Genomic DNA, 12,725 nt, shown 5'->3' on the forward strand with positions numbered 1-12,725 from the left:
ATCACCATGTCAATCAACGCGTGAAGGCTGCTACGATGCCAGACGCGCCCCCTGTCCCAGCTTAAGGCGACGCCACCGTTCGCCATCCTCGCGCCGGCCCACAAATTGCGCAAATCGGTGCGAGCCGGCGCAGATCTCATCGCCACCGCCGCGGCATTCGTCTTCCTGGCGGTCGCCGGCGGCGGCATTGTCGCCTCGCTCGCCAAGAACATCATCGGCCGCGCCAGACCGGAACTGCTGCTGACGAATGGCGCCTTTTATTTTCGCCCCCTCGCCTTTCACGCCGACTTCGCATCCTTTCCCTCCGGACATTCTGCCACGGCCGGCGCCATGGCGATGTCGCTGGCGCTCGTCTTCCCCCGCCTTCGCCCCGTCTTCATGCCGGTCGGCGTCCTGATCTGCCTGTCGCGTCAATGGGTCGGCGCCCATTGGGCGAGCGACACGCTGATGGGCTGGGGCGTCGGCGTCGCCTTCGCCTTGTGGCTGGCGCATGTATTCGCGCGGCGGCGTCTCCTCTTTGCCTATGATCCCAATGGCCGCCTGCGCCTGGGCGAGCAATACAAGGCAATCCTTGCCGTCCGGCGCGCGTTGATACGGCGCATGCCGGTGGTCGGCAAAAAGGCGATACCCGCGGCAAAGGCATGTCCGTCACAGTCCCGCCCAGCATCCCAGACCTTTGAAATTCGATCCTGATCCCACGGCAAGCGCAGTTCTTCGGCAAGGGTTGCGCGGATTTGCGCACCGCAAATGCCCGCTTCCTCCTGTGAATGCAAAAAGATCGAACGCAGCGACGGATTTACCGATCGCAGCCGTTTAAGCGCTGAAGGGATAACAGCGTCAAGCTCTTCCAGGACGAATGAGGACATCATGAAAAAGATCATCTTGCTGGCTTTTGCAGCAACGGCCTGCTTCGCCGCGATCTCGCCGGCCGAGGCCCGCGACGGATGCGGCGTCGGCTTCCATCGCGGCCCCTATGGCTATTGCCGCCCGGATGGACGGCCGGTCGTGGTCGTACCCGTGGTTCCGGCCTATGGCGCGTTTTATCCCGGCCGAGGCTACTGGGACGGGCGCCGCTACTGGGTGCATCGCGAATGGTGGCACGGTGGCTGGCGCTATCGTTAAGTCTTTGCTCCAGTGGAAACACGGCCCGGTCATCAAGATCGGGCCGCATGCCGCCGGGCATCGAAGGCCCTGCTTTTCCGCTCCCCATAACCTGCTCTGCGATTCAAATCTCACGCTCCTGTGTTGGTTTGGCATGGCAGCCTTCCCAAACGTGCAATTGACGGCGGCAGCTCAACCGGACAATTCTGTGAGCAGACCGGGCACGGAAAACGCGACGTCGACATGAGCAATAGCAATAGCAGCGAATACCATGGGCCGATCATCGTCTTCGACGCCTTGTGCGTGCTCTGTACCGCCAATGCCCAGTTCGTGCTTCGCCACGACCGCATCGGCCACTTCCGCCTTGCCTCCATGCAGAATGAAACCGGCGCTGCTCTTTATCGCCGCTGCGGGATAGATCCTGCCAATCCCGACAGCCTGATCATCGTCGATGGCGCAAAGGTGCTGCGGGACAGCGACGCGGTGCTTTCGATCTATGAAGGCCTCGGCTGGCCCTGGAAGGCAATGTCCCTCTTGCGCCTTGTGCCCCGCATGTTGCGCGACCCGATCTATCATTGGCTTGCCCGCAACCGCTATCGCATCTTCGGCAGGCGGGAGACATGCTGGCTGCCGACAGCTGACCAGGCGAGCCGCATCCTTTGAGGAAGATCCCCGTTCTCGGCAGCGAAACAGGCTAGACTATCGAGGCCGGGCGATCTCTAGCGATCGCCGGCCAAACAGCCGAACATGCGAAAGTCATGGAAGGCCTCTTTGAACCGCGCCTTCTGCCGAAGCGTGCCCTCATACTGGAACCCCGCCTTTTCAAGAACCCGATCGGAGGCGGTGTTTCCCGGCAGCGTCCAGGCCTCGATGCGATTGAGGGAAAAAACGTCGAAGCCACATTGGACGACCGCCCTCGCCGCCTCACTCATGAGCCCTTTGCCCCAGGCCGAGGGATGCAGCTCATATCCGAGCTCGGCGCATCTGGCGTGCCGGTCGAGACTGTTGAAGCGGATGGCACCGAGCAAATGGTCGGAAGCGCGGTCCTCGATGATCCAAGTACAGCCCGTTCCCTTGGGGAAGATTTTGATCATCCATCGAACGGAGCGCTCGATCTGCGCCCTCTTCGGCGCATCGACCCAGTTCGAGAACCGTGTGACCTCCGGAATCGAAATCATCGTATGGAAATCGTCGCAATCATCCATGCTCGCTTCGCGAAGCCGCAGCCGGTCCGTCACAAGCGTGGGGAACTTGTCTTGTGGCTCAGCCATTTTCAGACTTTCAGGAAGTTGGCGAGAATGATTTCGCGCCAGACACGCGTGGGCGTTATCCAGGCGTCCCATGCATTGTATTTGCCGGAATAGATGACGGCGGCAATTCCCGCATCGGGCATCAGCCAGAGTCTTTGACCGCCGTTTCCGAAGCCCGCATGCCAGGGGCGTGGATTGGCAAATGCCGGCGCGGGTGCCTCGCCGCAAAACCACAGCATGCCATAGTCCAAACCGTCCCCGGTCGAAATCGCCGGCGCCAGCGATTGCGCGATCCACTCTTCCGAGACGATCCTTTGGCCGTTCCACACGCCCTTCTGGAGGAACAGCGTGCCGATCTTCAGCAAATCGGGTGCCGTAAGCCGCAATCCGGACGCCGACGACGCCACGCCGTCATAGCCGGCCGACCAGTGGAACTTCGCGATGTCGAGCGGCTCGAAGAGAATCTCTCGTGCGAAATCGGGCAAGCGCCTGCCCGTGCCGCGCTCGATGATCGCCCCCACAAGCGCAACGCTGCCGCCGGAGTAAATCCAACGCGTTCCCGGCTCGGCGATCACCGGACGCTCCAAGACGAAACGATATCGGTCCGGCGCATTCTCCATCGCAATTTCGCTGTTCAGCGGATCGGTATAGGGACGATCTTCGTCCCACTCCATCCCCAGCGTCATCGTCAGCGCGTGGCCAATGGTGATCCTGGCGCGTGCGGGATCTCCGGCGAGATCGTCGTATTCCGGGAACTGCTCATAGAGGGATGCGTCCGCTGGCGGCACTAATCCTCCGTCGAGTGCGATGCCATAAAGAAGACCGGTAATGCTCTTGGTGACCGAACGCAGATCGTGCAGCGTATCCGCATCGAAGGCGACGTCGCCGAGCGGGGCGCCCCAATTTTCATCGGAACCAACGCCGTAATACTCCATGAATATCTGCTGGGAACGAGCGGCAAGCACGACATGCAGATCGCGCAGCAAGCCGGATTCGATGCCAGCCGCAAACTTGCGATGAAGGGCCAGATCGAAGCCTACCGACTGCAGGATCTCGCTATCCGAAGCATTCTGCGTCATGCCCATAAACCGCGCCCTCCATTTAAGCGATTTCCAGCCTCAAGCTACAATCGGGACGCGCATTCGACAAGGCGGCAAAACCGGATTTCGGGCCATATTCGCAACCATCTAAAATCAGCTCTGCCCCATCTTCCGCTCTTCTTCCGCCTCCATTGCAAAGGCCGCTACCGTCCTGTTGCGTCCGTCGAGCTTTGCCTTCAGCAAAGCCCCATCGGCGCGATTGATCAATGTCTTGGCCGGTCCAGAAGCCGGGGATGAGGCAATACCGATGGAGACGGAGAGCGGCCCGACGATGCGCGCGCGATAGGAAAACGGCGTGGCGAAGACGCGCGCGCGCAGTTGCTCGGCCAGCGCGAAACCGGCTTCGTCGGCCATGTCGGTAGCGATGACCGTCAGCTCCTCCCCGCCGAAACGATAGACCGTGCCGGTTTCGGCGACCGTATCGGCGACGATCTGCCCGACATGGCGCAGCACTTCGTCGCCGGCATCATGGCCGAACTCGTCGTTGAAGCGCTTGAAGTGATCGATGTCGATCATCATGCAGATGACCGTGCGGGCTGAATGATCCCGGTAAAGATTGTTCAGCATCTCATCCAGGGAGCGCCTGTTGAGCAGGCCCGTCAGCGCGTCGCGCACGGCGAGGTTGATCAGCCTGTCGCGCAGCTGCAGGTTTGCAATCGCAAGGCCGATATTCTCGGCGATCAGTTCCAGGTAGAGCCGCGGCGCATCGGCGGCAGCGGCATCCTTCGATCGATCTTCGAAATAAAGCAGGCCGATCGCCTCGCCGAGCGCGGTCAAAGGCACGCAAAGGCCGGGGATGCCGGAACCATCCAGATGCTGGCAGGGAATATCATTCTCCGCGACATGGCTGACATGCGGCCGGCCGCGACGCAGCCCCCAGCAGGCCGAAGCGGGAAAGGACGTCTCGGTATGGGCGGGCTCCAGCCACCGACTGACTTCCGTCAGCGCAGTCCTGCTCTCGTTCATCGTATAGAGGCATCCGGCGATGCCCGGAAAGATCTGCGGCACGAACAGCGCGACGACTTCGGCAAGCTCGTTCTGAGCGTAGCAGGCCTGCAGGCGATGCATCATCTGTAGGATGAGATCCTTCGTCTCCAGGTCACGCTTGCGCTCGGCGTCGAGACGGTTCCGCTCCAGCCCGTTCTCGCGGAAGATCTGTATGGCGTCGTTCATCTCGCCGATTTCGTCACGGCGGCGGTCGGCCGGCACTTCGACGGCATAGTCTTGCTTGGCCAGCCGGTTGACGATCCCGGTCATGCGGATCAGCGGCAAGGCAACCCGGCGGCGCATGATGAAATAGAGCACGCCGAGAAACACCGCCGCGGTCAAGGCAAGCATCACCTTGGCAACATTGGCCCATAGATCGCTGCGGGCCTGAGCGCTGCGCACGGCCGCTTCGGTGCGCGCTGTTGCCATGGCGCGAAACTGGCGGACACCGTTGAGGAGAGCGATCTGGATGCGCTCGTGTTCCGGGCCGAACAGCGTGTCGCGCGCACCCGCCTGATTGCCGCCCCCATAGGCGGCCACCGCCCCTTCCTCAATCTTATCCAGTGCTTCAGCATTGGCCACCACCTGCTCGGCGACCTGAAGCTCGGCGTCGGGAATGCCCGAGCCGCGCAGGGAATTAAGCGCAGCATCGCGCCGGCGCTCCTCGCCCTCGTCGACTGTGAAAGCATCGAGATGCCTCGCCTCCCCGCGCATGGCGTAGAGACGAGCCTCGTCCGTCGTCTCTTCGGCTGCGAGCGCAAGTTCCTCGCCCATGCTGGTCAGCAGCAGATGCTGCTCCACTGCCTGCCTTTCCTGAATGGCGCTTCGGGCCGAGAGGATGAATGCCACGGCAGACAGCACGGTCAGGACGACGGTGATGCCGTAGGCCCAATTCGTAATCGTCGTAATTCTCATCTGCCGTTCCCTGCGCCTCGCTCATGCATTCCCGAAGTACTCCTCTCGAGCCTTCAGTTGTGACATCAGCCTCTATGATAAAGCGTGAATAAGCGGCGAGGAAAGCCTATTCCGGACCTCCGTAGCGCACATCCCCGCCAATCCAATCCACGACCATGGCGAATGGCTGGATTCCGACACCCCGATATTTTCAAGCCGCTTTCTCACTCTTTTGGGCACCCGCCGATCGGCATTGGTATCCTCTGACGGGAATCTCGGCCGCAGCTGAGGGCCGCCTCCGAGACTCCCGGCTGTCGTCAGGGGTGAGTACGACAGCGCCGACAACAAATCGATTTTCAAACCGGCAATCCATAGGCTGACTGGAAGCTGGCAAACGCAAGGTTAAGTTCCACAAGTAACTGCCCCATCTTGGAACATCCATCGCAAAAATCTCAATTGAATCCTGGCCAAGATTGGCCGCATTTGAAGCAATTGTTGTTCAGATCTCGCACAGTGTCGATGAATTCGACGTTCGAACTTAACCAATTTTCCTGAATAGCTCCCTCCGAACAGGGGGCAAGCAGCATCGGCGGCATCGTCGCTCACCAAAGAGCGGCCGATGGCTGAAACCATTGGCCGCTCCCCTGTTTCAGGAGCGAGAGCTTACGCCGCCTGTGACTGCGACTGAGCTTCCAAAGCCATTGCACGCGCCGTCACGAAATCGACCTTACCGGAACCGAGGACCGGCACCTTACCGACGGTGACTTCGGCGGGGACCATCATTTCCGTGGCGCCCTTCGATTTTGCGAATGCCAGAAAATCGCTTCGGGTCGCATCCGGCGCATCGGTCAGAAGCACAAGACGCTCGCCCTTCTTGGCGTCGGGCACGGACGAGACGACGCTCAAAGCACCAGGCGTTTCCTCGGCCTCATCGAGCGTTGCCAGGTCGGAATTGTCGTGGCAGGCGTCATTGAGTCTCTGTGTCTGCTGGGTTGCACGCGCCAGGCGCTCGCCGCGCTGCAACTCCTGCAATCGCGCTTCGGACGCGCGAACCGTTGCCTTGAGCTTGCCGATCGTCTGCGTGAACTGCGCCTGGGCTTCTCCATAATAATCCCGCTCGATACCCCACGGGCATTCTGAAACACGATGGATCACGCCTCGATCTGAATTCCCTCTGAAATGAGGAGCTTGAGAATTTACTCCGACCTGTCCGACGGGTGGTAAAACGCAAATGCACATCGTCAGCTTGCAGCGGCCATTCTGCGGGCAAAGAAGCCCCCTTCCCCGCCTCGCACACTCGACGGTGTTCGTCCTTCTCCAACCTTCGAATGACCCACCGAACGGCAAAGAGCGCAATCAACGTCGTTGGTGTCGACTCGCGCAGATCGCTGGCCTTGGCTGCATACAGACGTCGTCGGTGCCTGCCCCATTGGTCCGGGTCGCGCCACAAGCTGCCGTTCGATGCCGGCCCGGGAGCAGACACTAGACGAAAGCTCCATAAGGGCCGCTAGAGCGTTTCCGTCGAACGTTGAATCGATCGTGATGTGACGAACTCGGATCGGGCTGATGCCGATCAGACAAGCCGGCAGCTTGGCGAAGAGCGAAAGCAGTTGCGCTCGCCGAACTTGCCGCCGGACCATGACCGTGCCGCTCCGGTCGACGCCGTGAACCTGAAAGACCGACTTCGCGATGTCCAACCCGATTGTGACTGCCTGATCCATGCTCTCCTCCATCTCTGCGAGAGCTTACGCTCCTGCGGGGCTGGAGAGCCGTCCACAGCATCATGAGCGGACACTGGTATTTTACTGAAAAGCGGACACACGACTAATTCAAAAGGCTCGGATGAGCGCGTGACCGCGCCCAATACAAGCGGCGGCGTTCTGCGGTCTCCGCGGCGCGAGGGTCCTTATTTCGCCCGTGGCGTATTATTGGCGACGACCTGCTCATAGGCAACGAGATCTAGGAATGCTTCGGCCTCGGTGACCTTTCCGTCTCTCATCCGGAAGAGCCAGACGAACTGGTTGCGGTAGGGGTGCCCGCCGGTCGTCGTCGCGGTCGCGTCGAAACGGATCATGACGCGGTCCTCGACCGCCCAGATACGCTGGACCTGCGGGACAAGCGGCGTCGCAAGGCGGCTGACCAGCGGCATGGAAGCATTCTCGACGAAGTCTTTCATGCCGCGATAGGTACGAGCGACGGAGCCCGAGCCCGGAATCGTCCAGACGATGTCCGGCGCCAGGAGCTGCTGGAACACATTGTCGCCTGCCGCCCAACGCTGGAACGCATCGCGGACGATCATCTCGTTGCGCGCCGTGGCGGATGTGTCAGCCCGCGCCGGCGTGGCGACCATCGGAACGACCGTGAGGGCGGCGAGCGCAACCAACCCTCCACAGAACACGGTATTCGCCACACGGCGGCGCAAGATCTTGAATGTCATCGAATTTCTCCTTCTGCGAAAATAGGGAAAAGAAACGCTCCGGCACCGAGACGCGAGTTGCCGAGGCGGTAGGCGAGATCAGGGAGATATCGGCGTCGACGGCCGCGCACGTCGGAGCAGGACCATGCCGCCGTGATGCAGGGTGTCGGGCTCGACGAAGTCGCCATCAGCGGTGAAGCCCGTGTCGTCCCAGTACTCGATCCGGGTTCCGGTCACGGCGTAGCGTCCGCGATAGGCACCCTCGCGGTTGCCACGGGCTTCGACGTAGCTGCCGTTGGGCAAAAGCTCGTGGCGGACTGCGTTGTCGGCTGTGACCCACATGCCGACATAGGGATGATTGATTTGCTGCATTGGCGTTTCTGCCCAGGTGAGAGTTGCGAAAACCGACATGAGGCCGGTCGCCAGCATTAGGCGTGCGGCACACATTAGTGCGGCGCCTTCGTCGGGCGAATGACGATTTCATTCACGTCGACGTCGTCTGGCTGTTCCAGCGCGTACCGCACCGCGCGCCCGATGGCGTCGGGCTGAAGTGCGATCGCCCGATAGGCCTTCATGGCGTCGATCGCCGCGGGATCGGTGATCGTGCCGGCGAGCTCGCTTTCGACCACGCCGGGATGAATGCAGGTCACCCTGATGTCGGCCCGTTCCTGGCGAGCCCGTCCGAGATCGCGCGAACGGCGTATTTGGTGGCGCAGTAGACGGCCGCCGTGGGCGAGACGCTCAGCGCACCGATCGATGCGATGCTGACGATGTGGCCCGTGCCGCGAGACGTCATCTCCGGAAGGACCGCGGCGATGCCGTACAGGACGCCCTTAATGTTGACGTCGACCATGCGGTCCCACTCGTCGACCTTGAGCGAGGCCATGAGAGAAAGCGGCATGACGCCGGCATTGTTGACGATGGCGTCGACTTGGCCGAACCGTGCACGCGCCGCTTCGACGAAGGCTGTGACATCATCCCGGCGGGTGACGTCGAGGTTGCGATACTCGACCTCCGCGCCGAGCTGCCTGAGTTCGGTCGCCAGCGCGGCAAGCCGATCCGTCCGGCGGGCGCCGAGCATGAGATGGGCGCCGGCGGCTGCCAGCTCGCGGGCGATGCCGGCGCCGATGCCGCTCGAAGCACCCGTTATCAATACGGTCTTGTCCATGGTCTCGCTCCAAAGCCTTTCGATCGATCCGCTTCGAGGTGCGGATCCACGAACGAGACAATGGCCGCTAGCGAGCGTCGCGAGTAGCTGGCCATCGAGCGACATAGTGGTTAGATTCTCTAACCAATGACGCTTGATCTCAATGCACTGGCCACCTTCGTCCTCGTCGCAGAGGGGCGGAATTTCCGGGTCGCGGCTGACCGGCTCGGCGTTTCGCGTTCTGCTGTCAGCCAGACCATCAAGCGACTGGAAAACGAGATCGGGATCGCCCTTGTCCACCGGATCTGCAGCTGCGGCTGATCGAGGCGGCGCGCAATCGCATCGCTGCCGACGGCCTTTCAAATCTCAGGGCGCGCGACGTCACGCAGGATGTCGGCTGCGCTCTGGGCGGTCTTTATACGGTCTTTGCCGATCTCGACGATCTTGTCATTCATGTCAATTCGGCGACGCTGAAGGCGCTCGAGGCTTCCCTGACGCTGGCGGAGGTTCGGGATCACACGCCGACGGACCGGCTGCGAAACCTGGCGCGCGGCTATCTGCGGTTCGCGGTCGCGCACCGCAATCTGTGGAAGGCACTCTTCGATCATCGGCCACCGGACGATCGCGCGAGCCCCGAATGGCACCTGCAAGAGCATATGTTCCTGATGGGTGTCATTGCCGAGCCGCTCGCAGAATTGCAGCCGACTATGTCGGAGACGGGGCGCGCCATCCGGGCGCGAACCCTGTTCGCCGTCCACGGCGTCGTCAGCATCAGCCTCGAAGGCCGCTTTGTCGGCCTGCCGGTCGAGAGCCTGGAACAGGAACTCGATGACTTCATTCTGACGGTTGCGACGGGAGCCGCGGCGAGACAAGCCTAAGCAACAAATACGAGTGGTTCAAGGATTCGATGGCGCGTAGGTTCTGATATCGCCGAAGGCATAGCCGCGTTCGCGAAGCGAACGGATCAACGTTCTCAGATTATCCTGGCCGTTGAACTGATCCTGGAACATTTCGTCGTGCATCAGCAGGATCATCTTACCACGCTGCGTGAAGCGGCCGTATTGGAAGAGATGATCGATCTCGCTGACCAGATGGTCCACCGATTGGACCGGCTTGCCGTCGTCGCTGTGCACCCACTCGAAATCCCAGCCGTAGAGATAGAAGCCCGCTTCGGCGACGAGCTCGTAATCCAGCCATTCGCGCTCCCATTGCGCGACATTGATGGACAGATCCTCTCTCGCGACCGTGGGAAGCCGAAAGACGTCCCTGCCCGGCAGCCGCGCATGCACGACCGGGGTCAGGCCAAGCACTTCGTTGGCATGGCGCATGTCCGCCACCACGGCCTGGGTATCGGAGTAGTATTTCCTGTAACGATTGTTGGCGTGGCTGTAGCTGTGATTGCCGACGGTCACGAGCGGCATGGCCTTGGCTTCGGCAAGCAGGTCGCGCCCGGACGAAATGGTTTCGACATGCAGGCCGACCATGAACATGGCGGCGGGAACCTTTTCCTCGCTCAGCACGGCGAGAATGTTCTTCGTTCCCGGCAAGGGGCCGTCGTCGAATGTGAGATAGATCGTCTTGTCGGCCGCCTGGGCACCGAGGGCGCATACAGCAAGGAAGATGCCGGCAAGCAACCACGAGAATACGGCATTCCGTTGATTGTCCAATCCGCCCAAGCCAATCGCCCCCCGCATGATGAGCGCAAACTGGCATATCGCATCGGACAAGAAAAGGGCTGCGAACGCGACAAAAGCAAAGGGCGCTCTACCCATTTCTGGGGAGCGCCCTTGCTTTTTAACCCGGACAGCGAACACCGGCTCGACACGGAAATGTCAGCGGCAGGCCATCGATACAGGTGATGGCCAGCAGATAATCGCGAATCACACCCTTTACAAGGGCAAGCTTCGAAAAACTTCGCAGCTCTGCCACATGGGAAGACCATGTGGCATCATTCGCACACATGCGCGGTGCTGGGGCTTGCCTCAGGCGGCCTTCAAGGCCGCATCGCGCGGGATCTCGACATCGATCTCCAGCATGGAGACATCCTTATCGCGATCCATCTTCACCTGCACCTTGTCGCGATCGACCTGGACATGCTTCGCGATGACGGCGAGGATTTCCTCCCTCAGCACGGATACGAGATCCGAGCCCACGGAGGCGCGCTCGTGGGCAAGAAGGATCTGCAGACGCTCACGCGCCAACGGTGCAGATCTCTGCTTGCGGAACAGTCCGAAAATGCTCATGCGGCCCTCCTTGCGAAGATCTTGCCGAAAATACCCCGCTTTTCGCCGGGGATGGTGATCGGCAGCTGCTCGCCGGCAAGACGGCGCGCGGCTTCGAAATAGGCGAGCGACGGCGCGCAGCGTGCATCGGCAAGCGTGACCGGCGAGCCGAGGTTGGAAGCGCGCAGAACGTCCGTGCTTTCCGGGATGATGCCGAGCAACGGGATGGAGAGGATTTCCAGCACGTCGTCGACCTTCAGCATGTCGCCGCGTTCGGCGCGGCCGGCATCGAAGCGGGTCAGCAGCAGATGCTTTTCCATGCGCTCGCCGCGCTCGGCCTTCAGCGTCTTGGCATCAAGCAGGCCGATGATGCGATCGGAATCGCGCACCGATGATACTTCCGGATTGGTGACGACGACGGCGACGTCGGCATGGCGCATGGCAAGGGTTGCGCCGCGCTCGATGCCCGCCGGGCTGTCGCAGATGACCCAGTCGAAATAGTTCCTGAGCTCGTTGATGACGCGCTCGACACCCTCAGGCGTCAGATTGTCCTTGTCGCGGGTCTGCGAAGCCGGCAGCAGGAAGAGCGTCTCCAGCCGCTTGTCGCGGATCAAGGCCTGCGGCAGCTTGGCATCGCCATGGATGACGTTGACGAGATCGTAGACGACGCGGCGTTCCGCGCCCATGACCAGATCGAGGTTGCGCAGGCCGACGTCGAAATCGACCACGACGACCTTTTCGCCTCTCTGTGCCAGAGCCGCCCCCAATGCGGCCGTCGAAGTCGTCTTTCCAACTCCACCCTTGCCTGATGTGACGACGATTACCTTGCCCATCTCGCTCTCCTGTTTTGGCCGGCTTCGGCTCAGATTAGTTTTTCGGCCATGATCGTTTCGCCATCCAGCCAGAGCTGAACGGCCTGCCCCCTGAGGCCTGGTGCGATGTCTTCCGCCATCTTGTAAATGCCATCGATCGCCAGCAGCTCGGCCTCGAGCTTGCGGCAAAAGATTCGCGCCGAGGCGTTGCCGATCGAGCCTGCCATGGCGCGGCCACGAAGGGCGCCATAGATGTGGACCGATCCGCCCGCGATGACCTCAGCTCCGGAGGCCACCGAACCGATGACGGTGACATCGCCCTCGGGAAAGATCACCGACTGACCCGAACGCACCGGCTCGCGGATGATCAGCGACTGCGTGACCGGCCTAATTTCCGGCGGAGCCTGTTTGGGTTCGCTGTTGCGGCGCTCCACGACCGGCTCGGTCTCGTTAACTTCAAAATCCGCAGCCGGACGCCCACCCTTCAGTATTGGCGGCATGCCAGGCCCGGCGATCGACGGGCGCCCACCCTCGATGCCCATGATGCTGACATTGCGGGCCGAAAGCTCTGCAATCAGCTCCTTGAGCTGCGCCTTGTCGATCGACAGGTCAGTGATGTCGAGCACGACCGGCCGCCCTAAAAAGAAGCCGGCCGAACGGGCTGCGAGGTCGTCAAGCCTGATCAACCACTGATCCAGCGGAAGATCCGGCGAAAGCATGACCGCAAGAAAGGAGCGGCCCTTGATACGGATCGAACGAGCGTCTGTTAGCACTTTGGTCATCTATGTGAATAAAT

The 12,725-nt window shown here is 61.4% G+C and carries 13 protein-coding genes and 4 pseudogenes; 5 read left to right on the plus strand and 12 right to left on the minus strand.

What is annotated here, in order from left to right:
• Positions 1-117 precede the first annotated feature (117 nt).
• The 3 genes from ACPYOP_RS25475 (at position 118) to ACPYOP_RS25485 (ending at position 1,764) form a co-directional block, all read left to right on the plus strand.
• Positions 118-693, plus strand: a complete 576-nt coding sequence (locus ACPYOP_RS25475) for a phosphatase PAP2 family protein (RefSeq protein ID WP_481413057.1) — start codon at positions 118-120, stop codon at positions 691-693.
• A 174-nt stretch (positions 694-867) separates the two neighbouring features.
• Complete coding sequence (locus ACPYOP_RS25480) at positions 868-1,122, plus strand: GCG_CRPN prefix-to-repeats domain-containing protein (RefSeq protein WP_481413058.1); 255 nt, start codon at positions 868-870, stop codon at positions 1,120-1,122.
• 222 nt (positions 1,123-1,344) lie between these two features.
• A complete protein-coding gene (locus ACPYOP_RS25485; RefSeq protein WP_481413059.1) occupies positions 1,345-1,764 on the plus strand; it encodes a thiol-disulfide oxidoreductase DCC family protein in 420 nt (139 codons plus the stop codon).
• A gap of 56 nt (positions 1,765-1,820) precedes the next feature.
• Here ACPYOP_RS25485 and ACPYOP_RS25490 read toward each other — a convergent pair whose 3' ends face one another.
• The 8 genes and pseudogenes from ACPYOP_RS25490 to ACPYOP_RS25525 all read right to left on the minus strand — a co-directional run bounded on the left by ACPYOP_RS25490 (position 1,821) and on the right by ACPYOP_RS25525 (position 8,916).
• Complete coding sequence (locus ACPYOP_RS25490) at positions 1,821-2,372, minus strand: GNAT family N-acetyltransferase (protein WP_481413060.1); 552 nt, start codon at positions 2,370-2,372, stop codon at positions 1,821-1,823.
• 2 nt (positions 2,373-2,374) lie between these two features.
• Entirely contained in the window at positions 2,375-3,436 is a 1,062-nt protein-coding gene (locus ACPYOP_RS25495) for a serine hydrolase domain-containing protein (RefSeq protein ID WP_481413061.1), read from the minus strand.
• 108 nt (positions 3,437-3,544) lie between these two features.
• Positions 3,545-5,353, minus strand: a complete 1,809-nt coding sequence (locus ACPYOP_RS25500; protein ID WP_481413062.1) for a diguanylate cyclase — start codon at positions 5,351-5,353, stop codon at positions 3,545-3,547.
• 642 nt (positions 5,354-5,995) lie between these two features.
• Positions 5,996-6,307 (minus strand): annotated as a pseudogene (locus tag ACPYOP_RS25505) (hypothetical protein); the annotation flags it as partial.
• A 590-nt stretch (positions 6,308-6,897) separates the two neighbouring features.
• Positions 6,898-7,053: pseudogene (locus tag ACPYOP_RS25510) on the minus strand (IS110 family transposase); the annotation flags it as partial.
• 185 nt (positions 7,054-7,238) lie between these two features.
• Entirely contained in the window at positions 7,239-7,769 is a 531-nt protein-coding gene (locus tag ACPYOP_RS25515; protein ID WP_481413063.1) for a nuclear transport factor 2 family protein, read from the minus strand.
• Between the two features lie 78 nt (positions 7,770-7,847).
• Positions 7,848-8,159, minus strand: a complete 312-nt coding sequence (locus ACPYOP_RS25520) for an Atu4866 domain-containing protein (protein WP_481413107.1) — start codon at positions 8,157-8,159, stop codon at positions 7,848-7,850.
• Between the two features lie 35 nt (positions 8,160-8,194).
• A pseudogene (locus ACPYOP_RS25525) lies at positions 8,195-8,916 on the minus strand (SDR family oxidoreductase).
• Between the two features lie 126 nt (positions 8,917-9,042).
• Here ACPYOP_RS25525 and ACPYOP_RS25530 point away from each other — a divergent pair.
• A pseudogene (locus ACPYOP_RS25530) lies at positions 9,043-9,198 on the plus strand (helix-turn-helix domain-containing protein); the annotation flags it as partial.
• 2 nt (positions 9,199-9,200) lie between these two features.
• Complete coding sequence (locus ACPYOP_RS25535) at positions 9,201-9,773, plus strand: TetR/AcrR family transcriptional regulator (protein WP_481413108.1); 573 nt, start codon at positions 9,201-9,203, stop codon at positions 9,771-9,773.
• 18 nt (positions 9,774-9,791) lie between these two features.
• Here the strand turns inward: ACPYOP_RS25535 and ACPYOP_RS25540 are convergent, their stop codons facing one another.
• The 4 genes from ACPYOP_RS25540 to minC form a co-directional block, all read right to left on the minus strand.
• The gene (locus ACPYOP_RS25540) at positions 9,792-10,562 is read right to left on the minus strand and encodes a polysaccharide deacetylase family protein (RefSeq protein WP_481413064.1); all 771 of its coding nucleotides are present in this window, start codon (positions 10,560-10,562) and stop codon (positions 9,792-9,794) included.
• A gap of 315 nt (positions 10,563-10,877) precedes the next feature.
• The gene (gene minE / locus ACPYOP_RS25545) at positions 10,878-11,138 is read right to left on the minus strand and encodes a cell division topological specificity factor MinE (RefSeq protein WP_481413065.1); all 261 of its coding nucleotides are present in this window, start codon (positions 11,136-11,138) and stop codon (positions 10,878-10,880) included.
• Positions 11,135-11,950: a septum site-determining protein MinD gene (gene minD / locus ACPYOP_RS25550; protein ID WP_481413066.1), complete on the minus strand. Its 816-nt coding sequence runs from the start codon at positions 11,948-11,950 to the stop codon at positions 11,135-11,137. The genes minE and minD overlap by 4 nt, the downstream gene beginning before the upstream one ends.
• A 29-nt stretch (positions 11,951-11,979) precedes the next feature.
• The gene (minC, locus tag ACPYOP_RS25555) at positions 11,980-12,711 is read right to left on the minus strand and encodes a septum site-determining protein MinC (RefSeq protein ID WP_481413067.1); all 732 of its coding nucleotides are present in this window, start codon (positions 12,709-12,711) and stop codon (positions 11,980-11,982) included.
• Between the last annotated feature and the right edge of the window lie 14 nt (positions 12,712-12,725).

Source organism: Rhizobium sp. KNZ2-6A (assembly GCF_056755475.1).